Genomic DNA, 26,494 nt, shown 5'->3' on the forward strand with positions numbered 1-26,494 from the left:
TTTGCCATTTTACTTAATTTTTAATCTTAGTTATATATTAGTGTTCGAAATTCTCTAATTCTTTTGAGCCAACTACGGGAATTGAACCCGTGACCTCTTCCTTACCAAGGAAGCACTCTACCCCTGAGCTAAGTCGGCAGTTTTTCCTTGATGCTTGAATCATTTGTCTTACCTTTTTCATCCAGCTTAATCACGAATTCATTTCGGATTGAAGCAGGATTACAAGCAAAGCTTGTGATCCGTAAGGGTAGGCCCTTACTAAAATTTTTTAAACACATTTTTACGAAAGCGAGCTTTCGACAAATGCTTATTAAAAAAATTTTGTGGGGAGAGCAGGATTCGAACCTGCGAAGTTCACACAGCAGATTTACAGTCTGCCCTCGTTGGCCGCTTGAGTATCTCCCCAACTTTTTCTATTTTATACCATATGCTTTTTGAGCCGGCGGAGGGACTCGAACCCACGACCTGCTGATTACAAATCAGCTGCTCTAGCCAACTGAGCTACGCTGGCATATACAATAAAAAAAGCCCGCTATTTCTAACGGACTGCAAATGTATATCATTTTGTTTTTTAAACAAAACATTTTTATAAAAAAAAATTATTTAAATATGTGTTCTTATTTTTTCTTTTCTTTTTACCAATAAACGCTCTAAAGATTCTGCTGTCAACTCAACTGCTTCCTCAAATGTTTTACATTGTTTTTTGACCATAAAATCATCTCCGGGAACGTGAATTTTTACTTCTACAATTTTATTTTCTTTATCACTGGTCTTCTCCACTTTCAAAAAAACATCTGAAGAAACAATTTTATCATAATACTTTTCCAACTTATCCATACGATCCTGAATAAAATCTACCAGCTTTTTGTCAACAGTAAAGTTAACTGCGTGAACATTTACCTTCATAATAAAATTTTTAATGGTTAAACATTATCGAATCATTTCTGGTTTCTCGGATGCGCATTACCATATACCTTTTTGAGTTCCGATAAGCTACTATGGGTATACACTTGTGTCGATGCCAAACTCGAATGCCCTAATAATTCTTTAACTGAATTGATATCAGCCCCATTGTTAAGTAAGTGAGTAGCAAAAGTATGACGTAATATATGCGGACTCTTTTTTACCTTCTCTGAGACATGACTAAAGTAATGATTAATTAAACGATACACAAACGAATCATTCAATTTAACGCCCTTTTGTGTCAAGAAAAAAAAGTCCGAATCTTTAATTTGCTCTAAATTAGCCCTTTCAGAAAAATACAATTGCATTTGCTTTTCTATAACCGGCAACATTGGCAGTATTCTTTCCTTATTTCTTTTTCCCAACACTTTAAATGTCTTATTGGAAGTTTCAACATTCGAAACCTTGAGATGAATCAGTTCAGTTCTCCGAATTCCCGTAGTATAAAACAAATCGATAATCAATTTATCACGAATACCTTCAAAACCTTCTGGAAACTTTAATTGGTTCAGCACCATATCGAGTTCTTTTTCCGAAAAAGGGATTTGGATTTTCTTCGGTGTTTTTAACGCCTTATGTTTCAACAAAGGATTTACTTCAATTTGTTTGGTCTTCAGCAGAAATTTATAATAACATTTGAGCGATGCCACTTTCCGATTCACCGAAATATTCGAAACATCCGCATCCACCAACGAAACAATCCAGCTTCGAATCTGGCTGTAATTCACCTCAAGCAGACTTTCCTGATCAAATTCTGCTTTCAAAAACACCTCAAAAAAATCCACATCCTGACAATACCCATTCACGGTATGCATCGAATACTTTTTCTCGAGCTGCAAATAATCTTTAAAAGCTTGCTTACTATTGTCCATAAAAAAACCGTTAGCTCAAAGATAACAATCTTTAAAAACTAACGGTTCTATTTTGAAAAAGTTATACTCTAACTTTCTAAATTGTCTTTCATGTTCTGAATGTAAGCCGCTTTCTGGATTTTCATTCTATTGGTAACAGAAGGTTTGATGAAAGCCTGACGTGCACGCAATTGGCGAACAGTTCCTGTTTTGTCGAACTTTCTTTTATAGCGCTTTAATGCTCTATCGATATTTTCTCCGTCTTTAATTGGTATAATTAACATAATATAGACACCTCCTCTCGTTAAGGGCGCAAAGATAGAATTTATTTTGAATTATGAATTATAAATTTTGAATTATTTTTGGGCGTGCCGGCGGAACAAAACCCCATTCCAAAAGAACACCTTTGACCGCCGTCGGGCTATACTCTCAAACGAAGTTCACTGAACTCCTATGAAAATATAAACCAGTGAAGTAATCTTTCGCGCCGAACAACGGCACAAAAGGATTTCCGTTGCTATCCCTCACGCAAACAAGGAAAAAGGGATAAATTAATTTACTTAAACTAACTTATCCCTTTTACTTTGTCTTATTACTCAATAATTATTTCACTGCCGGTTTATAATGCTGCTTATCAATAATCATCTTCGACAAAATCTCCCTAAGAATTTCTGAAGTTCCACCGCCAATTGGCCCTAAACGACTGTCTCTTAATAAACGTGCCAAAGGATATTCTTCCATATAACCGTAACCTCCTAACATTTGCAAGCAGCTATAAATGGTTTCATCCGCTACTTTTGTAGATTTTAATTTAGCCATCGTGGCTTCTTTCACTACATATTCTCCTTGATTCAATCGCGCTACAGCAGCATAATTAAATACCTTACAATGCTCCACTTCTGTCGCATGATCAACCATGGTATGTCTTAACGCTTGAAACTTGTTAATTGTAGTTCCAAATGCTTCTCGTTGCGACATATAATCAATCGTATATTCGATGGCGTACTCAGCTCTTGCGTGCGCATTGATGGCCATAATCAATCTTTCTAAAGCGAAATGTTGCATGATGTAAGGAAATCCTTTTCCTGCTTCGCCCATTAAATTTGCTTCAGGAATTTCAACATTATCAAAAGCAATCTCGGCGGTATCCGAAGCTCTCCATCCTAATTTATCTAACTTTGTTGCGGCAATTCCTTTTAAATTTGTATCCATTAAAAAGATACTTATTCCTTTATTTCCAAGCTCTGGGCTTGTTTTCGCAGCAACAACATAATAATCAGCATAAACACCGTTTGTGATAAATGTTTTAGATCCATTAATTACATATTTATCGCCCTTTTTGACAGCCGTTGTTCGCATTCCCGCTACATCGCTTCCACCGAAAGGCTCACTTATACATAATGCTCCTATTTTATCACCCGATATACTTGGTGCTAAATAATCTTGCTTGATTCGTTCATCGCCTTCCGCATTCAAATGGGTCATGGCTAAATACGCGTGTGCCCACATCGCTGCGGCGAAACCTGAAGATTTTATTTTTTGTAGCTCTTCTAAAAACACTACCGTGTAAAACAAATCCAAATTCAATCCACCATAAGCTTCAGGATACGCTATTCCGAAAAAGCCCATTTCACCGAATTTTTTCCAAATAAAGCGTTCAATTGTGCCTGTTTTTTCCCACTTTTCAATATGAGGCACCACTTCTATTCGCAAAAAATCTTGTAAACTCTTTCTAAATAATTCGTGTTCTTCTGTAAAGTATATTGAATTCATATAACTCGGGCTATTTTTTATTGTATTTTTTAGAATTCCAAATATAAGGCAATTATTTCTATTTTATCAACGGGAAAATTTGAAATTTTTGACAATTCTTCAACACTTTTAATTCCGTTATTCATGCTTCTAAATGTCACAATGGCTTTGGCAATGGGATACTTAAAATACGGGAACTCCATCAACTCTTTTATATTGAGTTGGTTGATATTAAATTTTCTAACCTTTGGCAAACTAGTGACTGTAAAATCTTTATTCAAATTCTCAATGACATTAGGCGATAAGCCCCAAACATCTTGCAATTGCACCATGCTAACAAACCCGCCGAGCTTGTCTTTTTCTTTGAGAATTCGATCAGACAATCCGTCGCCGATTCCGTAAACTTTTTTCAAATCTTCTGCGGAAGCAAGATTAATATCTTTGATCGTTTTAGTTTCTTTGTTTACGAATGCGGAAGCTGTATAAGAATGCAATGGGTTTCTTTTATTCACCCAATCCGGAAATTTAAAATACGGTGCCATCACTTGCAACAAAGAATCGGAAATTTTGGTGACCTGCTGAAACTCTTCTGCAGAATTCACATAACGATTCGTCTTCCGATAAGCCAACAAGCGATCGATTTCCTCGACAGACATACCGAGTTTATAACCTTTAAAATCGGTAATGAAATTCGGATTGAAAGGATGCATGCCATAAACATTCTTCTTATAAGTCAAAGCTGAATCTTTCAATACCGGCAAAGCTGTCCATTGTTGTTTGACACTGACTGCTTTCGGCTTGAGATTAAAATCCACAAAAAAATAAAGGAATTGAAAAATAACAATCACAGACAGCAATGCAAAAATACCGGAACGTTGTGATTTTGAAAATTTAAAATACGAAGTGTGTGAAGATGGTTTCATTTTGTTTGGCGTTGAGATTGGTGAATGGTGGAGAAAGTTGTCGGTTGTCAGTTATAAATCGAAGACTGAGCTGCGTTTGGCTCGAATTAAATCTTTGAGTTTTATCCAGAATGCTAAAGTCAGATACACGCCAAACCAAAGTCCGGCGGTTACAAATGAAATGTAGATGAAAAACAAACGCACATTGTTCGCGCGCATACCCAGCTTATCCGCAAGGCGTGACGAAACGTGGAAGCCATGCTTTTCAAAAAAATATTTCAGTTGGATTACGATTGACATTGTTGTAAGTTGTAAGTTGTAAGTTGTAAGTTGTAAAATTAAACATTTATCAGTTGCTTTTCAATAATTCGATTCCAATGGCGCAATTAAGGCATTGGCTTTTGTTGCAATATTCATTCTTCAGTTGTAAAAGCGATTGGCTCTCGAAAGCGTTACTTGCCATGATGCCAAAATCATGAAATTTTTGGATGATTCCATTTTGTTCCGCCGCAATATTCTCGAGCAATCGAATTCCATTTTCTGTGCTGTCTTGGCCTTGACTTTTCGCATACGCAAACTGAATCGGTATAATCGTATTGATGATAATTAAATGAATGAAAGCTTTTGAAAGCGATTTGCTTTTTTTCGGACTCGTGGCATCAAACTGATAATGCGTTTGCCAATAGGTCGATGCTGATATTTGAAATAATGCATACAGTTTCTCAATCGAATCGGCTTGAATAATTTTGGAAAACAGGTTCGATTGACCGCTATATAAATTTGCCAATTGCGACAATCGAATGGTAGGAAAATTATCAGGTCGATGTTTGAAAAATTGCACAGGTTCAAATTCATGCGTTGTCAATTGATACTTGATTAATAAATATTGAAAGATTGATTTCAGGTTTTTAAAATAAACATCTTCTTTATCTTCATTAAGCAAACCAGCTTTGCCCAAAAGTAGTGCCTCTATACTTTCAACTTCATGACTCATTTTCCGAAGTATCGAAAACGGAATCGATTGCGCGACTTTAAAAAAGGTTTCTCCATTGGTATTCAACCCGAAATTCTTGGCAAGCATACAGAATAAAACGGTTTCCCAATCATTTTGTGTTTGTTCTAACATTAATGCAATTGGGTTCGACTTGCGTTCGAGTCTTTCAAAAAACAATCGTTCTTGCCAATTTCTTAGTATGAATGCATCAACGGTGGCAATTTGCCTTTCACAGTAAATCCATGTTTTTGGAAATAATAGCTCTTGGTATTGTGCCATGGTTTCAGTTGCGACATAATCTTTCAAGACTAATGTTGGAATTTCAGTATTGTCTTTTCTGTAGATTACCATATCGTGTTGCCAAACTATGTGAAGGATCACATTGTCATAAGCTGCATCGCTTTCGTGATGGTGCAAATACCAATCGGAAGATTTGAGGTGAATTTCGACATTGCCAGCCCATTTTTGATTGTCGATGTTAATTTGAGCATTGAAAAAATCCGGTCCGGCCAATTGCAAATATTGTCCTGATTGTTGGATTGAAATCGATTGGTTGTTTGTGGTCAATAAATCCGAAGTATTGAATTTCTTGAATTTCCACAAGTAGTGAAGGAAATCTTCTTTCATGATATTGATTTTGAATGGCGTGTAATGGAATTACTAAGATAAGAAAAATTGGCTCGCAAAGACGCAGAGACGCAAAGTTTTTACAATGAAGTTAAGTCGCTAAACCAAAAAATTATTTCAACAAGTAGAGTTTTGCACAAGCTCTTGCATCAGACAAAGCTTCGTGGTGATTTAAGGCAATATTATTGCGCTCGCTGCAGTATTTGAGATTGGCAGGTTTGTAGCCTTTGGCGCGGTAGATTCTGCAAGTGCATTCCCAACGGTCGGCTAATTCGAATTCATCATAATACAACCCATAATACTGCATGGTTTTCAAAAGCACATTACGATCAAATTGTTCGTTGTGCGCAACAATCGTTTTTCCGAACAATCGCTTTTGAATTTCAGGAAACAAATCGTCAAACGTTTTTTCGTTGAGGGTTTGGATTGGCTTGATGCCATGCACCATAATATTATGATACGAGTATTCGTTATTGGGCGGTTGAATTAAAGTATAGTATTCTTCGACAATGATTCCGTTTTCGACCGTGACGATTCCTACGGCACAAGCGCTGTGAAAATGTCCGGTGGCGGTTTCGAAATCTATCGCAGTAAAAGTCATATTGGATTATTTATTAAACACAGATTTCACGGATTTACACAGATTATTTTCCGTGTAAATCCGTGAAATCAATGTTTAAACTATTTTATCGTTCCGATAATGTCGTATTTGGTAATAATGTGGTGTTTGCCATTGCCTAAATCGATGAGCACTGCTTGGTTTTCTTTGGTAAAGAGTTTCGAAACTTCTTCGATGGACGTACCCATTTTCACGATTGGATATGGTTTGCCCATGACTTCGCGTATTGGTTTGTCTGCGGCATTTTTATCGGCGACGTAGATTTGAAACAAATCTGATTCATCAACTGAACCAACAAAACCTGTAATATCGATGACCGGAATTTGTGAGATTTTATATTTACGCATGCGTTCTATGGCGTGTGATACCAATTCTTCGGTGCGTACGATTATCAATTGTTTGTCGATATGGTCTTTGATGACATCTTCTGCTTTGGTGATTTCTTCGTCGAGGAAACCTCTTTCGCGCATCCAATCGTCGTTGAACATTTTGCCTACGTAGCGGCTTCCTGAATCGTGAAATAAAACCACGACTACATCTTCGGGTTTGAAATGTTCTTTGAGTTGCAACAAACCTTTGATCGCCGAACCTGCTGAATTTCCAACAAAGATTCCTTCTTCTAAAGCGATTTTTCTGGTGTATACTGCGGCGTCTTTATCGGTGACTTTGGTAAAGCCGTTAATTAAAGAGAAGTCGACGTTCTTTGGAAGTATGTCTTCTCCGATGCCTTCGGTGATATAAGAATAGATTTCGTTCTCATCGAAGATTCCGGTTTCGTGGTATTTTTTGAATACCGAACCGTAAGTATCGATGCCCCAGATTTTGATGTTTGGATTTTTCTCTTTTAAATATTTGGCGACACCTGAAATCGTTCCTCCAGTTCCGACACCTACCACGAAATGTGTAATCTTTCCGTCGGTTTGTTCCCAAATTTCTGGACCGGTTTGCTCATAATGTGCAATGGCGTTGGACGGATTGTCGTATTGATTAACATACCATGAGTTTGGTGTGTCTTCTCCTAATCTTTTGGAAACAGAATAGTACGAACGCGGATCGGTTGGTTCTACATCGGTTGGGCATACAATTACTTTGGCTCCAACGGCGCGAAGGATGTCCATTTTTTCTTTGGATTGCTTGTCGGTGATGACGCAAATGAGTTTGTAGCCTTTAACGATTGCTGCCAGTGCCAAGCCCATTCCAGTGTTTCCGGACGTTCCTTCGATGATGGTTCCGCCTGGTTTTAGTCGACCATCGGCTTCGGCGTCTTCGACCATTTTTACGGCCATACGGTCTTTTACGGAATTTCCGGGATTGAAGGTTTCTACTTTGGCGAGTACTAAAGCATCGACTTCGGCTGTGACTTTATTGAGGCGAACCAACGGCGTATTACCAATTGTTCCTAATATATTTTCTGAATATTTCATTGGATTGAGATTCTATGTTCTCGCAAAGACGCAGAGGCGCAAAGCGATTGTTGTTAATTGAGCGTACAAATATATTGATAATATGAAAGTTTGCAAGTTTGTGGGATGTTAATTCGATAACGTTTGCGTGAGGTTATTACGGATTGGCTGCGTGAGGGATAGGAGGATTTGTCTGAGCTCTTTTTGTGCTGGCGTTCAGCACAAAGAAGCGAGTACGTATAGCCCGACCCTTGTGGTCACGCCCAGATTATTATTGAAAGAAATTCCAAATCAATCCGAATCGGACGATGAAGTCGCGGTATGGGTAATCGGGTGCGGAATAGAAGGTGTTTTTGCTGGCCCATGCGGAATTGAAATGTTCGGCTTTGAGGAAGATGCGGCATTGTTTTACTCGGGCGTTGATGAAGAAATCGAAATTGGCAAAATCGCCTATTTTTTGCTGGTTTTGTACGAAGAAATCGGACACGACCGGATTGTATCCGTTGGCGTAATACTTCGTAAAGTAGTTGAATGTGACTCCCGTTTGCAAATAAAGCGCTTTGGTGAAGAAGTAATCGGAAAAATAGAGTGTGTTGCGCGTGACAATTTTTGGCACGTTTAAAACGTCGTCATCTTGCTCTGCTTTTTGGTAGAGGATGGTGTTGTCTAGGGCTAGTTTCCAATACTTGATTTCTTTATTGACTTTTAGCGAAAGATACTGAATGGACTTTTCGTATTGCTTTGGGGAAATCAGTTGTACTCTTTCCTGCGTGCTGTCGTCGCTGAAGAACAGGTGGTTGTCGAAATTAGAGATTTGCAATGATGCTTCTGCCCATTGGGTGTTGGCGGTGGCGGTGATGGTATTGATTTTTTCGTTTTTGAAATTGTTGAACCAGTTATAGGCGATGTAGCTGCTTTGGTGCAGATTGTATAAATGGTCGGGCAGTTTGTTCGTGTTTTGGTATCCGAAAGAGAACTTGTTTTTGGCGTTGAATTGGTATTGAAGGTTGGCTTCGATGTTGGTTAATGATTGGTTGGTGATGGAATTGGAGTAAAGTATTTTTCCTTTCCAGTTGTTTTTGCGGTATTCGTATTGCGCTCCGAAGTCGTTGATTTTGTCGTTTAAGGAACTTGGAATCGTTTGATTCTGAAGAATAACTATAGCGTTGAAATAGTAGTTATAGTGGAAATCGTCTAGGAAAAATTGGAATCTACCTAGCGTTTCATTTTCGTATATAGCACCAAGTTTATTGTAGATGCGGCTGTAACGTGCATGATCGTTGATGCCGTTTGTCACGTAAGAATCTCCGAAGCGTTTCACGAATTGATCGCCAATGGTTGAAGTTACTGTGGGTTGATAGTATTCGAAAAATTTGGTTTCGTAGTTGAATTGGTGTGTGATGTATAAATTGTTACTGCTTGATGTTGGGTTGATTCTGAAGTTGTGGTCGATGAATATTCTTTTTCCTTTTAGGAATGAGGTAGCGTCGGTGAGATAAACTTCGAGTCTAGGGCGTTGTTTGAAATTGGCATCTTTATTTTCGAAATCTTCAGGCGTTGTGATGCCGCCGTTTTCACCATTGAGCATGTCTTGTCCTGTGTAATGGGCATTGACGAAATATCTTTTGTTTTTGGTATGATAGCTTGTGGTGAATCTGAAATTTCCGGTGCTTGATAGTTGGTTGATGTATTTTCCCAAGGAACGCAATCCTTTGTAGGCCAGAGAAAAATTGAATTGTTCTGAGGTATTGACGGTAAAGAAGGCATCGAGGGATTGGCCTTGTTCCATGACGGTTTTGAAATACAAATCAGATAAAGGCGTTGCTACGGAATAATATTTAATTTGATTGGGTTGCAGGTAGTTGAAATGTTTTCCTTGGTAACCGAATTCGGGATATGGGGAAAATTGATTTAAGCTGTATTGTAGTGTAGTGTATGTTTGTCCTTCATTTAAAAAAGGCAACAATCCAAAATTATCTTTTCGCAAGTAGTTGTATTCGTATTCCTTTTTTATAGTTAGTGAAGTATCTACGTAAGTAGTATCACGGTCTAAAGTGACGATTCTATAAGAAGTAATAGGTGCTTTTCTGGCTAGCTCTTTGTCTTTTTGTTCTTGGGTTTTCAATAAACTTTTTCTGGGTTTTTCTTTGGTTGGTTCTTGCGCGAAACCAATCAGTGAAGAAAGCAAAAGAAAAGCTGTTAGTAGAATTCTCATAGTGTATTTATATTGAGGCAAAAATAACTATTTGTTTGGAAATAGGATTGATTTGAAGATAACTTATAAATAAGAATTTGCAGTAATAAAAAAAGCCACCCAAATTGGATGGCTTTTAAAATATTTAAAAAAAACTTTTGATTAGTTTTTAACCACTTTAACTGTTGAAGAAGCTCCAGCATTATTAGTAACTTTTACTAAATAAATACCTGCATTCAAATTAGCTGCATTGATGGAAGCATTGTCAACTGAAGTAAAGTTACCATTGCTAACTAGTTTTCCTAACACATCATAAACAGCAACATTAGTAATGTTTTTTCCATTTACTTCTAACATTCCTGTTGAAGCATTGATGAAAGCTGTAAATCCTTTATCGTTAGAGAAAGTTGCAGTAGCCAAAGACAATTGTGTTCCAACATATTTAAAGATACCTCCGGCAGCTACAGAAGCATTAAACCCTGAAGCTAAACCATTAGTATTGTCAAAAAATTGAACATCTGTTGTGTTATCAACGTTAGCATCATCTCCTAATGTATTGATATCAATCCAGTTTAATCCACCATCAGTAGAATAAGAAGAACCTCTTTCTCCTAAATCCGGATCGTCACCTAAAGACACGTATGTGTTTACAGTTCCAGGAACATAGCAAAGAGCAGCATTTCTGAATACTCCTGTAGGAACTTCAGGATTCCATGTAGCGCCACCATCTGTAGTTCTCCAAAATTGAAAATCATCTGCAATTAAAAGTCCTTCTGTAGCACTTTGAAATGCGTAATTTCCTGTTTGAAAATCAGCGATTGGAGAAACTGCAACTGTCCAGTTCTGACCTCTGTCAGTTGATCTGTAAAGTCTACCTTTATTAGTTCCAAACCACATATTATCTCCGTTTACACAAAAACCACGGGTATAAGCATACTCGCCATCCAATGGCACAGGAATATTACCGGCAGGGAGTCTTACCCAGTTTGTACCTCCGTTTGAAGTTGTATATACTTCAAATGTAGTAGGCGTGTCAGGGTCACCAATAGCAATTCCATTGTTTGCGTCCCAAAATTGAACAATATCTGTAAATGAAGTTGCGCTATTGAAAGAAGCTGAAGCTTGTCTAGTCCAAGTTGCACCTGAATCTGTAGTTTTCCATACACCTCCTGTACCACCTGTATCAGGGAAAGCGCCAACAAAAGCAGTGGTATCTGAAATACCACTAATACAAGCAAGACCTAATGTTGTAACACCTAAATTGATAACACCAGCAGTCCAAGTAGCACCTCCATCTGTCGATTTTGTAAACTCTCTGATAACATTTGTAACGGTAACGCCATCATAAGCAGTACACCATACATTGTTAGCATCTGCATATGATATTTGGTTGATACCACGACTCACAGAAGAAAAACCGGTTGCGTTTTCTTGCCAAAAAATTTGTGCATTCATGCTCAGTGCAAAAGCGAATGCGATAAAAGATAGTAATAGTTTTTTCATAATTTAATAGTTTTTAGATAAAAAGATTAGACAAAAGTATGCAGATAATTATTAAAATCAAACGAAATATCTATAAATTAAAAATATCTACAATATTATTATAAATAAGAAGAACAATTATATGTTCTTCTTATTTAAAAATTTTAAAATATATTTTTTAAAACTAAGGTGTAAATACTACATTAGTGTAGGTAGTAGCATCACCAACTCCGTTTTTAGTTAATTGAAGTACACTCTTAAAACCACTAGTAGCTGTCAATCCGAAATAAGTACCATTATAAATTTCTATTCTTTTGTCAGGGTATCTCAGTACAATTCTATATTTCAAATCTACAGAAGGAGTTGCTAAATGAGTCGGTTGAAGAACCCCTATTTTTAACCTATAATTCCCTGGTGTATATGCATAAGGAGAACTTGCGGTTGCTGTTGCCACACCCTCAGATGTTGTTCCCAATTTAGTGGCGGAGAAAAAATAGGTTTTAGGAATATCATTAAGTGATCCAACAATCACTTCCGCATAAACCGTCCCTTTGAGGTGTGTCCCTGTGAGAATAGTAGCATTGTTAGCACCTACTGCTGTTGCAGAGCCATCAGCTACTCCTGACAAAGCTACTGTAAAACTAGTTGGAGAAATTGCTATGATTTTACCGCCTGTAGGTAAATTATACACTGAATTTGTTCCTGTAAAAGCATTACTAACTCTAACTGTATTTCCCAAATCAAAAGAATTATTCGCTGTATACGTTGCCTGCCCATTTACGACATCTACTGCTGTTACAGTTGCCGTTAATCCTGGTCTGGTTGTTATTGTAATTACAGGTGCAGTTGGAGTGGTATAAGCAAAATGCAGATCACTACCTACAGCAGTAACATCAACATTATTATTGGCCGATATAGCCGCTGCATGGGTAGCAACAAAATCTGAAGCTGTTGTTTCATAATCGTTATGAAAACTAGCCAGATATGTGGATGCTCCTATTTTAATGTTGGCATATCCTTCTGAACCTCCCGATAAAGTAACATTTGTCAAACCAACTCTTTCCATTCTCACGCTGAGTTTATTTACTGTTGTTTTGTTTTCCCAATCAACAAGTACTTTCAATCTTTTGTCATTTTCACTAGGAACACCTGAATTTCCTGAAGCTACTGTAACCGTATTAGAATTTAATAGATAATGTTTTCCAGGAACCACTTTCTTTAAATTAATAGCCGTCAACTTCAAGTCAAAAGTCAAATCAAATGTACCATCTCCACCAGCAATACTAATTTCCCCAGTTCCCGTATTACTTCCCGGTAGAATGTCAACCGAAGCATTACGAAGCCCTCCTCCTGGAGTAAAAATAGACGCCTGTACTGTTACCGTATCAGTAACTATATTACGGAATTCCTGTGGTAATGTTGCAGTAAAGTTTATCACTTGTCCAGGTAATGCAAAAGTAGCATCTGTAGAAACTGTTCCCGTAATGGTTTCTATATCTAAATTTCCTACCGGCGATCCGGTAAATTTATCATCATCATTCTCACAGGACACAATTAAGGACGCACAGAAAATGCTTAACAAAATAACTTTAATATTTTTCATAATGTAGTATTATTTAATTTTTTATGCTTTTAAAAAAACAAAAACTATAGCCCTAATTGATAATTATTAAAATAAAGGTTAAGTTGTTCATTATTAATCGAAGTATCACTTGCCAATTTAGTCATAAATTTATATCCTTGTTTCATACCCGCTTGGGCCTTAACAGTTGCTGATAATTTATTATAATCTACGATTGTTCCATCAAATCCTTTAGAATACCCCAAAAACGTAAAAACGTCTCCTGCTAATAAATCACTTCTTGGTATACTTAAGGCATCTGCTATCATTTGTGGCGTGATTGCTAATTCAGTAGGAAAACTTGTAATCGTTAATAATTTAACATAATTTCCTGTAATAACATCATTTACATTGTGTCTTCTGACATATAAATCATAACTCTGAACATTATTTCCAGGAGTAGTCAATGCGCCACCGAAAACGGCCGTATCCAAATGATCAGAAGTTAATACTTTTTTTGTTATATCCAGTCTCACATACTGTCCATCAACAATCAGTGGTCTGGGATCCAAACTATCCTGTGTTTCGCAAGACGAAAAAGCAAAGAATAGTAACGTAAAAATAGGTGCAAAAAATATTTTTTTCATAATGATATTTTATTTAATGTAAGACAATAGCTGCTTTATCCCAAAATACTTTTCTTGTTCTAACGTTATTAGGCGTATTAGGATTGTTATTTACTGCACTAGCAGGATAAAATGCAGTTGAATAGAAACTTCCTGAAGCTGGCTCAAGAGTAGGTTGAAAATTACTTGGAAAACCAGTTCTTCTGTAATTATTGTATGGCTCAATTCCATTACCCCATGCTGCTAAATAATACTCTTTAATAATCAATTCTAATTGATCATCGCCAGACAAGCCATCATAAGTAGTTGAAATAAAATCAATATATAATTGTGTTCTCTCATCAATTTTTTCTTGCTCTGTTTGATTTGTTGGACCTGCAGGAGCATTTGGATTAGGTCTAACATTTAATTTTGGATAATCATTAACAGCCTGCGTTGATCTTTTAATAGAAGCAGTAATTCCTGCTAACAATTCTGTTTTTGCATTACCTGCAACTCCTAATTTTAAAATAGCTTCCGCTTTCATGAAATTAACATAAGAAGACATAAGAATAGGTGTAATTCCAGCTCCAAGCGCACCTGCCGAGCCACTTGATTGAACATCTTGAGCATTACCATAAGCTCCTCCAATTGGATAAACTCCTGCTACAGACCTTAAATTAGCATCAGGCGGAATACCCGAAGCATCACCATGATCTCTTCCTAAAAAGCCATTAGCAGGGAGAGCAACGCTACTCTTAATCCAATTAGACGTCGTATTCGGAGTCAGAATAGTTGAGTTAAAAAATGACGCATATTCTACATCATTGTAATGTACTGGTCTAATTCTATTTGGAATAGCAAAAAAATCATTAGTTGGAAGAGAAGCATCTTGCTTGAAAAAGTAAAAATCTGTTCTTGGATCAATTACTACAGGTGTATATGTGTCTGTCGTGCCTTTTTCAATTGTTGAAGCCCACATCATATAATTAGCTATATAAGCTCCACCCCCTAATTCATACTGATCGTTGTATAATGGATGTCTAGTGTTTGGGGTAAATCTTGAATTGCCATATTTAAAAGCAAAATCCTCTGCTGGCGTATCAATATAATCACCTGCTGAGAGTATTGCTCCAATCTCAGTAGCAGCATTAACTCCTAAATCTGTTTCTGCCAAACGAGCGTTCAAATACATTTTCAATTTTAAAGTTTTAGCCAATGTTTTCCATGCTGCGGCACTTGTATAATATAAATCCTGAACTTTACTACCAGCAACATTTGGAGTATCTAAAATAGTGATGGCTTCATCAAGATCTAATAAAACTTGCTTGTATACTGAAAGACTACTGTCAAATCTTGGCGTCAAATTGCCATTGCCTTGTAATGCTTCAGTCAAAGGAATATCACCATACATGTCAACCATCGTCATCAATACATAAGCACGAATTACTTTAGCACCACCTAATGCGTAATACTCTTTGTTTTGTATCGCTTTAGGTTCCATGATTTTTACAGCATTTAGGATATTATAACCTTGACTCCAATTCGTATCAAAATTAATCGGAGCATACGCATTATCATAAGTAGTTCCTCCGGTCATAGCCATTTGTCTGGTCATGCGTTGTGTGAAACTATTGGCTGATTCAACGAAATCCGGCAACCTTAATTGTACATAATTAAAGGTATATACTGGATCCAACAAATCTGGCGAAACACCACTCGGGTCTACCGTCTGATCCAAATCAATTGTTTCGCAACTGTTAAATAATACAACAGTAAAGACCAGAAACAATTTTATAATATTATTATTTATTTTCATCTTGTTAGAAAGTTAAGTTAAAGTTAAATCCATAACGCTTAGCTGTTGGTCCGGTCAAATAATCGAAACCTTGTCCATTACCTACACCCAAACTTAAAACTTCAGGGTCGAAATTCAAATGTTTAGGGAAATTAAACGCTTCATACCATAAATTTTGACCTACAATTGAAATGGATATTTTTCCAAACGGTGTTTTATCCAAAAACTTTTTAGGTAGTGAGTAAGACAACGACACTTCTCTTAATCTTAAATTAGTAGCGTCATAAATGGCTTGCTCATTAATAAAGAAACCTGAATTATTAAAGCCGTATTGTGTATATCCAATCTGAGTAGTATTCACATTCCCATTTAGATTCACACCAGGCAACACAACTGTTCCTGATCTATCAAAATTGGTATCTTCTGTTAATCCTCTAGACAATAAAGCCGCTGCAGTTGTAGAGTATATATCGCCTCCTTTTTGATATTCAAATTGGAAACCAAGCGTAATATTCTTGTATGAAACTTCATTAATTACTGTAGACTTCCAATCTGCATTTGGGTCTCCAATTTCAGTTAATTCAGCATTTCTAACATAATTACCATCATTACCTACAATGTAATTACCATTTCCGTCACGAAGAATAGAGCTTCCCATAATCACACCGAAAGGTCTTCCTTCAATAGCGAAATTCCCAAGGTTACTAAATCCCGCAAAGGCTAAAGATTTTACGTTGCCCAATCCTAATTCATCAACGATGTTTTTGTTTTTGGTGTAATTGGCTGTTACATTCCACTCAAATCCATCAGTTTTTGTTCTAATGATCGCTAAATTCAATCCTAATTCAATACCCTTGTTACTTACTTGAGCCACATTATCCGTAGTGAAATCGTATCCTGTTGAAGGATCTAAATCTCTATTCACAATCAAATCAGTCGAAACTTTTCTGTAAATCGACATATCCAGTCCAATGCGATTATCAAGGAACTTTCCTTCCAATCCGAATTCTAACTCTTTAACCAATTCGGGTTTCAAATTCAAATTTCCTAATTCATTACTTGGCGCCAATGTATTAATTACTGTTCCGTCAGCTTGCAAAAATACTTTAGTCGCAGAATTTAAATTAATCTGTGTTTTATAGGCATCTGGAAAACCTGCAGACGAACCATAACCAAGTCTTAGTTTTAAATAATTAATGCTTTTTCCTTTTAAAGAAGCAAAAGCATCTGTTGGCACAAATGACAATGAAGCAGAAGGGTAAAATAAAGACCTGTTGTCTTTTTGTAAAGACGAATAAGAATCACGTCTTCCTTGCAAGTTTAAAAACAAGTATTTTTTAAAACCTAATGTTGTACTGGCATACAGACCTACGATGTTAAAACTTTGCCTTTGTGAATACCCATCGTGGTTTTCAAAATTTTGATGCTCTTGAAAACCATAAATAAACTGTACCGTACTATTAAGGTAGTTGTATTTATAAGCCTCTAAACGCGGATTAAAACCAATTGTACCATCAATATTCCAATTTTCGCTTTTATCTAATTTTGTATCAAAATTATAACTTACTGTATGGTCATAAACCGTGTTTTCATTAACAGTAGTTCTTAAAAAACCTTCGTCATCAAACGGCTGACCATTACCTCTATTAATATAATATCGCTTGGTTTGTGTATAGTTATCAATAGCCAATCTGTACGAAACATTTGACCATGCATTTATTTCATAACTAGCCGTGAAGTTACCAAAGAAACGTCTTACTGATTCATCATCACTTGCGTTCTTCAAAGTCCATCTCGGGTTAGGAATGTCTGTTCTATAATTAACTGATGCGTGTGTAAATGGATTTTCATAAGGCAATCCAAATAAATCAAAACTTCTAGGTGTGTATAAAATATTGGCAAAAACCGATGGAGCCGCTGCATTCGAACCAAAACCTGCTGCTGTTGGCGGAGCCGTTTTATCGGTTCTCACATAATTCAAAACAGAACTAAGTGTAAATCCGTTAGACAATTTAGTCTGACCTCCGGTACTTAAATTCAAACGTTTGTATGAATTATTTTCAATAAAACCTTCATCGTTCGTATGTCCAACACTCATATTATAACTAGTGTTCTCCGACCTTCCTCCGATATTCAATGAAGTAGTATTAACCACTCCAGTTCTAAAAAAAGGTTTAACATTATTTTGTGCTTGATAAGGAACCGTTTTAGGCGATCCAGTAGCATCAACATATTCTGCAAACAAACCTGAATTTACATCCGCTAAATAAGCATATGGATGCGGCACATTACCATTAGCATCAATTCCTTGCGTCCCTTTCGTACCAAAAGCAGGACCCCAGTTAGAGAATGCCGTTGTAAAAGTATTATCGAATCCGTTACCGTAAGTGTTTTGATAATCTGGTAAAGCCGAAATCTCAGTCATATACATTGATTGAGAAAAAGAAACCGCCATTTTCTTATTGATATCTTTTGTATTTCCGGATTTAGTAGTTACTAAAATAACTCCGTTTCTACCAGACGAACCATATAATGTTGTTGCACTCAATCCTTTTAAGATACTGATGCTCTCAATACTATTTGGATCTAAATCAAGAAAACGACTCGAAGCATTCGTGGCGCCTTCAAGAAAATTTCCATCACTATTGGTATCTGAATTAAATGGAATTCCATCAACAACAAAAAGGGGTTGATTGTTTCCAGTAATCGAAGAATAACCACGAATAATAATATTCGTTCCTGATCCGGACAAACCACTGGTCTGCTGAATATTCACACCGGCTGCTTTACCTGTAAGGGCTCTCGCAACATCCGTAGAAGGTTTTGAAGCAAACTCCTCAGCCTTGATTGTAGTTACAGCATAACCTAGCGCTTTCTTCTCTTTCTTGATACCTTGACCAGTTACTACAACTTCCGTTATTTCCTCACCTCCAGATTTCATTTTCATATTCACCGTATTTGAAGCTCCAACTGTAGCTGATGCATCTTTCATACCAATAAAAGAGAAAACCAAAACATCTCCAGCTTTAGCTTTTATCGAATATTTTCCATCAACATCGGTTTGAGTTCCCTTTTTGGTGCTCTTAATAATAACATTGGCGCCCGGAAGTGGTCCTGTTTCATCAGAAACAACTCCAGTAACAGTTTTCTCTTGTGCAAAAGCAAACTGCATTGATAACGCTATACATAGCGCAAAAATCCATTTGAACTTAGATCTCATATAAATTTTGTTTGAGTTAGATATCCCGCAAACTTCTTAATAATTTCTTAAATAAACAAATATAAATTCTTAATATATTTTTTAGTATCGTGTTAAAAATAGTTTAGAATTATTTATGTTATTCGAAATAACCTAATTAATGCTCAATTAAAAGGCAGGATTTATTCGCTTTTTTATATTTTTATAAAAAAAATGCTGTTGTCAAACTATTCTACTTTTGCACTCGAAACCGGAACCGATGAAGCCGGTCGTGGTTGTCTTGCCGGACCCGTTACTGCTGCTGCTGTTATTCTTCCACCCGATTTTAAAAACGAGCTCCTCAACGACTCCAAACAATTGTCTGAAAAAAAACGCTTCCACCTCAAACCCATCATTGAAACTCAAGCAATTGCTTTCTCCATAACCCATTTAGAACCAAAAGTCATCGATGAAATCAACATCCTCAACGCTTCTATAAAAGCCATGCAAGCATCCATTTTAAAACTCAACCCAACACCGCATTATATTATAGTAGACGGAAACCGTTTCAAACCCATTGCCAATATTCCGCACACTTGTATCGTCAAAGGCGACTCAAAATACCTAAGCATCGCCGCCGCATCCATTCTAGCCAAAACCTATCGCGACGAATACATGGACAAAATCCACGAAGAATTCCCCATGTACAACTGGAAACAAAACAAAGGCTATCCTACATTAGAACACCGAGAAGCCATTAGAAAATACGGCCCGACAAAATACCATCGCATGAGTTTTCGATTATTGCCGGAACAATTTGAATTAGATTTTTAGATTGTTAGATTTTTAGATCTTTGGATTTTAAGACTGTAAGATTATAAGATGCGTTTTCTATTAAAAAAGAAAAAAACCCGTTTCAATACGAAACGCGATTTTCTATTTATTAAATTTTAGTCTTAAAATCTTAAAGTCTTACGATCTTACAATCTTACAATCAATCTTAAGAATATTGCATTGCAGGAACAAAAGTACATTCAAACAATTCCATAAAATGTAGCAGGATTCTTTCCTTCACTTCCGATTCATCCACTTTTACAACGCCAAGTTCAACGTTTAATGAAGTCACCGCTTTCCCTCGAATGCCACACGGAATGATATTATCGAAATAACCCAAATCCACATTCACATTCAAAGCAAAACCATGCATCGTCACCCAACGCGAAGCCCGAACGCCCATAGCACAAATCTTGCGCGCAAACGGCGTTCCGACACCAAGCCAAACTCCGGTTTCACCTTCACTTCTCGAAGATTCCAAACCATAATCTTTCAATGTCAGAATGATAGCTTCTTCAAGAAAGCGCAAGTATTGATGAATATCGGTAAAGAAATTTTCGAGATCCAAAATCGGATAACCCACAATCTGCCCGGGCCCATGATACGTAATGTCACCACCGCGATTGATTTTATAAAACGTCGCGCCTTTTGCCTCAAGTTGTTTCTCATTCAAAAGCATGTTGCCCACATCGCCACTTTTCCCCAACGTATACACATGCGGATGCTCGACAAACAAAAAATGGTTCGGTGTTTCCAAATCGGTTTCCTCACGACGATTCCGGATTTTCAAATCCACGATATCCTTAAAAATCGTTTCCTGATAATCCCAAGCGAGCTTATAATCGCGCAATCCTATATCCTGAAGTTGAACCGTTTTATTCATAGCCAAATAATGAAGTACAAATTTACAAACTAAATCCAAGCAATGCCTATTTTTATTTTTAGGAGCAGACGAGCCGTTTTCATTACAACACTTCTCCCGCTATCCGATACAATCTTTTGCGCCAAACACTGGCACAAAAGGATTTTCACTCCTATCGGGGCTAATTTCTGAACGCTCCTTTCCCAAAAAACGATCTCAAAATCTTATAGTCTTACAGTCTTAAAATCCAAAGATCTAATAATCCAACAATCTAAAAATCCACTTTGTAACTTTCCAACTAATACCTACATTTGCACTCTTAAAAGAACAATAAAATGGCCTTATCCGAACAAGAAATATTACGACGCGAAGCACTAACAGAATTGCGCAATCTGGGCATCGAACCTTATCCCGCCCAAGAATTCGTAACCACCGCTTATTCCAGAGACATCCTCGAAAACTTCGAGCAGTACGAAGGAAAAGAGGTCGTGCTTGCCGGTCGCCTCATGGGAAAACGCATCATGGGAAAAGCCTCATTCGCCGAACTCAAAGATTCTGAAGGCAGAATTCAAATCTATGTTTCTCGTGATGATATTTCCGATGACGAAGAAAAAACCATGTACAATGTAGTCTTCAAAAAACTACTCGATATCGGCGATTTTATCGGCGTTCGCGGTACCGTTTTCAAAACACAAGTCGGAGAAATTTCCGTTCATATTTATGGTTTAACTGTTTTATCCAAAGCGCTAAAACCTTTACCCGTAGTAAAAATCGACGCCGATGGAAAAGCACACGATGCCTTTGCCGACGCCGAGCAACGATACAGACGTCGCTATGTTGATTTAACCGTAAACGATCACGTCAAAGAAACCTTCATCAAAAGAACCAAACTGTTCAATGCAATGCGTAGTTTCTTCAACGACAAAGGTTATTTAGAAGTTGAAACGCCAGTCTTGCAACCGATTCCCGGTGGCGCAGCGGCACGCCCATTCATCACACACCACAATTCACTCGACATTCCATTGTATATGAGAATTGCGAATGAACTTTATTTAAAAAGATTAATCGTCGGTGGTTTCGAAGGTGTTTACGAATTCTCGAAAAACTTCCGCAACGAAGGCATGGACAGAACGCACAACCCCGAGTTCACCGCCATGGAAATCTACGTAGCCTACAAAGATTACCACTGGATGATGACTTTCACGGAAAATCTTTTAGAACATTGCGCACTGGCTGTCAACGGAACCACTGATGTTACTTTCGGCGAACACCAAGTGAATTTCAAAGCGCCGTATGCCCGCGTGACGATGACCGACTCAATAAAACATTTTACAGGTTTCGATATTTCTGGAAAGTCCGAAGCCGAATTATACGAAGCCGCAAAAAACATGGGAATCGAAGTTGATGCCACCATGGGCAAAGGAAAACTCATAGACGAGATTTTCGGAGCCAAATGCGAAGGCAATTACATACAACCAACATTCATCACCGATTATCCGAAAGAAATGTCGCCTTTGTGCAAACAACACCGCGACAATCCTGAACTCACAGAACGTTTCGAACTCATGATTTGCGGAAAAGAAGTAGCCAATGCTTATTCAGAACTCAACGACCCGATCGACCAACGCGAACGTTTTGAACATCAAATCATGCTTGCCGAAAAAGGCGATGATGAAGCCAACGGTTTGATTGATGAAGATTTCTTACGCGCATTAGAATACGGTATGCCACCCACTTCCGGTTTAGGAATCGGTATGGATCGATTGATGATGTATTTAACCAACAACAGCTCGATTCAAGAAGTATTGTTCTTTCCGCAAATGCGTCCTGAGAAAAAACAAGTACAAATCGAACTCGAAGACGAGGAAAAATTAGTCATTGTTCTTTTGCAAACCAACAACAACCAAATGGATTTGTCAGCACTCAAAATAAAATCTGAACTTAGCGGCAAAAAATGGGATGCTGCGATGAAAGGTTTATCGAAACACGGATTGGTAAAAGTCGTTGTTAATGGCGATTTAAAAACTGTGGAATTGATATAAAAGTTAACACGGATTTCACGGATTAACATAGATTAAATCCGTGAAAATCTGTGAAATCCGTGTTAAAAAGAAAGGAACTTCATGGAGTTCCTTTCTTGTTTATTCTTCTTTTAAAATCTAACTATTCGCCGCCATTGTTGCTGCCATAATAGAGCCAAAAATAATGAAACCGACGATGACCAAAGCCAGTATGATGCCCACTAAAATCAAATATGCTTTTGCCCAATTTTGACGGTTTGGATTTTCGTTGCTACCAAAAGCATAAACAAAAAGCAGTACAATGCCCACAACAGGAATCGCCAGTAGTAATAAAGTTTTAAGCCATTCTTTGACTGATAAAGGTTTTTGATTTGAATTTTCTAGAGTTTCCATGTTTTGTTTTGGTTTGGTTAGAAAGCTAATGTAAACAAAATTTAGAAACTGTAATTCAAATTAATTGCTTGAAAATACTGTTCATCAATATTGATATTCTAAAGATATTGTTTTACTGACAAGCTCATGTTACTGCTAAAAGGAAATGCTTTTATTTTGTTAAATGTCGTTAAAATTATATTTGATTTAAACTATCTTCGAAGTTCATTGTCATAGCGTGACATTTTAAAAATTTAATCATTATGAAAAAACTAGCATTAATCGTGTTTTTGGTTGTAGGATTATCAACTTATGCACAAGAAGGAAAAACAGCAGGAAAAAAAGGTGATGGCAAAGAGCGTATGTCGCCCGAACAAAGAAATCAATTGCAACTAAAACGATTGACATCGGAATTGAATCTGAATGAATCCCAACAAAAAGAAATTGGGAAAATTATTGCTGAGCAAAGTGATAAAAGACAGAAAATGAAAGCCGAACGTATCGCAATTAAAGAAAAAGGAACCAAACCAACTGCTGATGAAAGATTCGCAAGAGAGAACCAAAGACTTGACGATCAGAAAGCTTTGAAAGAGAAGGTGCAAAAAGTGTTGACTCCAGAGCAATTCAAAAAATGGGAAGACATGAAAAAAGAGAACCGCGAGCATATGAAAGACCGTATGGAAAAAAGAAGAGATAAAAAGTCTGAGGAATAATTAAGGGAATAAATTTTGAGGTTTCGGAAAAAAAAATTAGATTTGGTTTCTATTTTTAATCAAACACAAATTATGAAAAAAATTATTGCAGTCGTAACTATGTTATTAGCCTTCACAGTAAGTGTTAATGCACAAGATAAAAAAGTTTCAAGTCAAGAAGCAGCACAGAAAGATATCGCTGCGTTGTCATCAAAAGTAACGATTTCTGAAACTTTGAAACAAGATTTATTGACGTTGATGGTGATGAAACATGATGCATTGTCTGACGCCACTTTAACCAAAGAACAAAAAGAAAATGCTTCAAAAGGTTTCGAACACAAACTCTTGAGTGGTTTGAGCAAAGAGCAACGTGAAGTATTATTAAAAGATCCTGCTTTATTGAAAAAATTATCGCACTAAAAATTTAAATTCATAAAAAAAGCCCGCTAGCAATAGTGGGCTTTTTGTTTTTATAATGTTGCTACTACTTTCCTAATCGCAGCAATCGTATCATCCAAATCTTGATAGGTTAAGGCATCGGTAATAAACCAAGTTTCATAAGCTGATGGTGCGATATAAATGCCTTCATCTAATAATCCGTGGAAGAATTTTTTAAACGTAGCATTATCACCTTTGGCAGCACTTTGAAAATCGGTCACAGGAGCCGCATCAAAATGCACAGAAATCATAGAACCTACACGATTAATAGTAAAATCAATATTAGATTCTGAGAGTACTTTTTGAATGCCACTTTCTAAATACGCCGTTTTTTCATCTAACCTTTGAAAAAGTTCTGCGTCGTCATTAATGGCTTTCAACATCGCCAAACCGGCAGCCATAGCCAACGGATTTCCTGATAAGGTTCCCGCTTGATATACCGGTCCGAGTGGTGCGAGATAATTCATAATTTCAGCACGTGCAGCAAAAGCACCTACAGGCAATCCACCACCGATGACTTTACCGAAAGTTACAATGTCGGCTTTAATATTATAGAGTTCTTGAACGCCGCCTTTTGCCAATCGAAATCCGGTCATCACTTCATCAAATATTAGCAGAATATCATTTGCAGAACAAAGTGTTCTTAATCCTTCTAAAAAACCGTTTTGAGGCGGAATACAACCCATGTTTCCAGCTACAGGCTCTACGATAATGGCTGCAATTTCGTTTGGATTGGCGGCAATTAGTTGTGCTACATTGTCTAAATCATTATAACGTGCAAGTAATGTATCTTTTGCTGTTCCGGCCGTAACACCCGGACTGTTTGGCGTTCCAAATGTACTCGCTCCGCTTCCTGCTTGAATTAGAAACGAATCGGAATGTCCGTGATAACAACCCGCAAATTTGATGATTTTGTCTTTTTTGGTAAATCCACGCGCCAAACGAATTGCGCTCATACAAGCTTCTGTACCTGAATTGACGAAACGTATTTTCTCAATATTAGGCACCATCGATATCGCTAAAGCTGCTATTTCTGTTTCTAGTGCGGTTGGTGTTCCGAAAGAAGTTCCCAATTTGGTTCGTTCGATAATTGACGACACTACAGGTTCGTAGGCATGGCCTAAAATCATTGGCCCCCAAGAATTGATATAATCAATATAACGATTCCCATCTTCATCAAACAAATAAGCACCTTTCGCGCTTTTGACAAAAATCGGCGTTCCTCCTACTGCTTTGAATGCACGAACTGGCGAATTAACACCGCCTGGAATTACTTTTTCAGCTTCAGCAAAAAGCTGACTACTTCTTTGGTATAACATGTTTTATTTTACTTTTATATTTTGTCCAATCGAAAGGGCATTGTCTTGAATGTTGTTTTTTCGCTTCAAATCGTCTATTGAAATATTGAATTTTTTGGAAATCGAATACAACGTGTCGCCTTGACTTACTTGGTATAAATCAGCATTTGAACTTGGCGTCACTTGATTGCTAAAATTTACCGGAGTAAAAGGTTTGCCTAAAACTTCAGCATCGTATTGATACAATTGATAACGCTCAATAATAGCAATCAATTTTTCAGGATATTTAGGATCAGTTGCGTAACCCGCATTTTTCAAGCCTCGCGCCCATTGTTTGTAGTCGTCTTTCTCTAGTTGAAATAAAGGCGCATACCAAGTTCTATTGATTAAGAATTGGGAGTGATCTTGAAAAGATTCCATTGCTTGGTCGTATTTTCTAAAACATTCCTGCTCTTCATCGTCATCGTATTTGATGCTCGGTCCATTCCAATCTTTATGGCATTTGATTCCGAAGTGGTTGTTCGCCAAAACACTCAATGGACCGGTTCCTGCACCGGATTCTAAAATACCTTGACCTAAAATAATACTAGACGGAATACCATACTGTTTCATATTATTTTCCGCAACGTCTTTGTAGGTTGCGATATAATCTAAAACCATGGCTGTGGTAACTTTGACGCGTGTCGTCGCTTCTAAAATCTCCGTTTTTGAATATACGGTTTCATTGGCGTTGGATTTGTTTTCTTCCTTAGCGGCTTCGTATTTTTCTTCGATTTTTTTGATCTCAACTATCGATGGCGTTTCTTTTATGGGTTCTTCTGCTTTCTTTGTAGCAACTACAACCGGAATAGTTTTATTGGGCGAAGTTTTAGCTGAAATTGGTTTAGATGAAGTCGTTTTTGACGGTGTCGATTTTGAAGCCGTTGATTTTGAAGTTGACGGTTTTGTTTGCGTTGGCTTTTTTGCAGTAGTCGCTACTTTTGACGCCGGTTTTTTATAAGTCGGTTTAGTAGTTCTAACAACAGTCTGCGTGGTATTGCAACCCATC

General features: G+C 37.2%; 23 protein-coding genes and 3 tRNA genes. 4 read left to right on the forward strand and 22 right to left on the reverse strand.

The annotated features are described in order from the left end of the window. Positions 1-66 precede the first annotated feature (66 nt). The 18 genes from RMO03_RS13245 to RMO03_RS13330 form a co-directional block, all read right to left on the reverse strand. Positions 67-138, reverse strand: a tRNA-Thr gene (locus RMO03_RS13245). A 186-nt stretch (positions 139-324) separates the two neighbouring features. Beyond that, a tRNA-Tyr gene (locus tag RMO03_RS13250) sits at positions 325-405 on the reverse strand. Positions 406-437: 32 nt separating this feature from the next. Then, a tRNA-Thr gene (locus RMO03_RS13255) sits at positions 438-511 on the reverse strand. Between the two features lie 92 nt (positions 512-603). Beyond that, positions 604-906, reverse strand: coding sequence for a ribosome hibernation-promoting factor, HPF/YfiA family (hpf, locus tag RMO03_RS13260; protein WP_298221071.1), 303 nt, complete (start codon positions 904-906; stop codon positions 604-606). 32 nt (positions 907-938) lie between these two features. Beyond that, on the reverse strand, positions 939-1,835 hold the full coding sequence (locus RMO03_RS13265) for a tyrosine-type recombinase/integrase (protein WP_309642586.1): 897 nt from the start codon (positions 1,833-1,835) through the stop codon (positions 939-941). A 68-nt stretch (positions 1,836-1,903) separates the two neighbouring features. Further along, the gene (rpsU, locus tag RMO03_RS13270; RefSeq protein ID WP_298221073.1) at positions 1,904-2,098 is read right to left on the reverse strand and encodes a 30S ribosomal protein S21; all 195 of its coding nucleotides are present in this window, start codon (positions 2,096-2,098) and stop codon (positions 1,904-1,906) included. Positions 2,099-2,417: 319 nt separating this feature from the next. Then, positions 2,418-3,587: an acyl-CoA dehydrogenase family protein gene (locus RMO03_RS13275; protein ID WP_309642587.1), complete on the reverse strand. Its 1,170-nt coding sequence runs from the start codon at positions 3,585-3,587 to the stop codon at positions 2,418-2,420. A 29-nt stretch (positions 3,588-3,616) separates the two neighbouring features. Further along, entirely contained in the window at positions 3,617-4,489 is an 873-nt protein-coding gene (locus RMO03_RS13280) for a helix-hairpin-helix domain-containing protein (RefSeq protein WP_309642588.1), read from the reverse strand. 51 nt (positions 4,490-4,540) lie between these two features. Then, positions 4,541-4,768 (reverse strand): PspC domain-containing protein, encoded by a 228-nt coding sequence (locus RMO03_RS13285; RefSeq protein ID WP_309642589.1) that lies wholly within the window; start codon positions 4,766-4,768, stop codon positions 4,541-4,543. A gap of 49 nt (positions 4,769-4,817) precedes the next feature. After that, complete coding sequence (locus RMO03_RS13290; protein ID WP_309642590.1) at positions 4,818-6,089, reverse strand: DUF2851 family protein; 1,272 nt, start codon at positions 6,087-6,089, stop codon at positions 4,818-4,820. 112 nt (positions 6,090-6,201) lie between these two features. Beyond that, the gene (locus RMO03_RS13295) at positions 6,202-6,690 is read right to left on the reverse strand and encodes a 3'-5' exonuclease (protein WP_309642591.1); all 489 of its coding nucleotides are present in this window, start codon (positions 6,688-6,690) and stop codon (positions 6,202-6,204) included. An 80-nt stretch (positions 6,691-6,770) separates the two neighbouring features. Further along, on the reverse strand, positions 6,771-8,132 hold the full coding sequence (locus RMO03_RS13300; protein WP_309642592.1) for a pyridoxal-phosphate dependent enzyme: 1,362 nt from the start codon (positions 8,130-8,132) through the stop codon (positions 6,771-6,773). A gap of 250 nt (positions 8,133-8,382) precedes the next feature. After that, the gene (locus RMO03_RS13305; protein ID WP_309642593.1) at positions 8,383-10,326 is read right to left on the reverse strand and encodes a putative porin; all 1,944 of its coding nucleotides are present in this window, start codon (positions 10,324-10,326) and stop codon (positions 8,383-8,385) included. A gap of 141 nt (positions 10,327-10,467) precedes the next feature. Beyond that, positions 10,468-11,808 (reverse strand): T9SS type A sorting domain-containing protein, encoded by a 1,341-nt coding sequence (locus RMO03_RS13310; RefSeq protein WP_309642594.1) that lies wholly within the window; start codon positions 11,806-11,808, stop codon positions 10,468-10,470. A gap of 163 nt (positions 11,809-11,971) precedes the next feature. Further along, positions 11,972-13,390 (reverse strand): hypothetical protein, encoded by a 1,419-nt coding sequence (locus RMO03_RS13315; RefSeq protein ID WP_309642595.1) that lies wholly within the window; start codon positions 13,388-13,390, stop codon positions 11,972-11,974. 44 nt (positions 13,391-13,434) lie between these two features. Further along, complete coding sequence (locus RMO03_RS13320; RefSeq protein WP_309642596.1) at positions 13,435-13,995, reverse strand: hypothetical protein; 561 nt, start codon at positions 13,993-13,995, stop codon at positions 13,435-13,437. A 13-nt stretch (positions 13,996-14,008) separates the two neighbouring features. Beyond that, positions 14,009-15,772 (reverse strand): SusD/RagB family nutrient-binding outer membrane lipoprotein, encoded by a 1,764-nt coding sequence (locus RMO03_RS13325; RefSeq protein WP_309642597.1) that lies wholly within the window; start codon positions 15,770-15,772, stop codon positions 14,009-14,011. 4 nt (positions 15,773-15,776) lie between these two features. Next, positions 15,777-18,971 carry a SusC/RagA family TonB-linked outer membrane protein gene (locus RMO03_RS13330; RefSeq protein WP_309642598.1) on the reverse strand — a complete coding sequence of 1,065 codons (3,195 nt, stop codon included), beginning with the start codon at positions 18,969-18,971 and terminating at the stop codon, positions 15,777-15,779. A 192-nt stretch (positions 18,972-19,163) separates the two neighbouring features. On the opposite strand from RMO03_RS13330, the gene RMO03_RS13335 reads away from it, so the two are divergent. Next, the gene (locus RMO03_RS13335) at positions 19,164-19,763 is read left to right on the forward strand and encodes a ribonuclease HII (RefSeq protein WP_309642599.1); all 600 of its coding nucleotides are present in this window, start codon (positions 19,164-19,166) and stop codon (positions 19,761-19,763) included. Positions 19,764-19,929: 166 nt separating this feature from the next. Here the strand turns inward: RMO03_RS13335 and lipB are convergent, their stop codons facing one another. Continuing rightward, positions 19,930-20,646 carry a lipoyl(octanoyl) transferase LipB gene (gene lipB / locus RMO03_RS13340; protein ID WP_309642600.1) on the reverse strand — a complete coding sequence of 239 codons (717 nt, stop codon included), beginning with the start codon at positions 20,644-20,646 and terminating at the stop codon, positions 19,930-19,932. A gap of 314 nt (positions 20,647-20,960) precedes the next feature. Here lipB and lysS point away from each other — a divergent pair, with 314 nt between their 5' ends. Beyond that, complete coding sequence (gene lysS / locus RMO03_RS13345; protein ID WP_309642601.1) at positions 20,961-22,667, forward strand: lysine--tRNA ligase; 1,707 nt, start codon at positions 20,961-20,963, stop codon at positions 22,665-22,667. Between the two features lie 117 nt (positions 22,668-22,784). Here the strand turns inward: lysS and RMO03_RS13350 are convergent, their stop codons facing one another. After that, on the reverse strand, positions 22,785-23,039 hold the full coding sequence (locus RMO03_RS13350) for a hypothetical protein (RefSeq protein ID WP_309642602.1): 255 nt from the start codon (positions 23,037-23,039) through the stop codon (positions 22,785-22,787). A 242-nt stretch (positions 23,040-23,281) separates the two neighbouring features. On the opposite strand from RMO03_RS13350, the gene RMO03_RS13355 reads away from it, so the two are divergent. Next, positions 23,282-23,731, forward strand: a complete 450-nt coding sequence (locus tag RMO03_RS13355; RefSeq protein ID WP_309642603.1) for a hypothetical protein — start codon at positions 23,282-23,284, stop codon at positions 23,729-23,731. A gap of 72 nt (positions 23,732-23,803) precedes the next feature. Next, the gene (locus RMO03_RS13360) at positions 23,804-24,130 is read left to right on the forward strand and encodes a hypothetical protein (protein ID WP_309642604.1); all 327 of its coding nucleotides are present in this window, start codon (positions 23,804-23,806) and stop codon (positions 24,128-24,130) included. A gap of 50 nt (positions 24,131-24,180) precedes the next feature. Here RMO03_RS13360 and hemL read toward each other — a convergent pair whose 3' ends face one another. Both hemL and RMO03_RS13370 read right to left on the reverse strand, forming a co-directional pair. Beyond that, positions 24,181-25,467 (reverse strand): glutamate-1-semialdehyde 2,1-aminomutase, encoded by a 1,287-nt coding sequence (hemL, locus tag RMO03_RS13365; RefSeq protein ID WP_309642605.1) that lies wholly within the window; start codon positions 25,465-25,467, stop codon positions 24,181-24,183. Between the two features lie 3 nt (positions 25,468-25,470). Beyond that, positions 25,471-26,238 (reverse strand): glucosaminidase domain-containing protein, encoded by a 768-nt coding sequence (locus tag RMO03_RS13370; protein ID WP_409024923.1) that lies wholly within the window; start codon positions 26,236-26,238, stop codon positions 25,471-25,473. Positions 26,239-26,494: the final 256 nt, after the last annotated feature.

The sequence above is a fragment of the Flavobacterium sp. genome (genome assembly GCF_031411595.1).
GTDB lineage: Bacteria > Bacteroidota > Bacteroidia > Flavobacteriales > Flavobacteriaceae > Flavobacterium.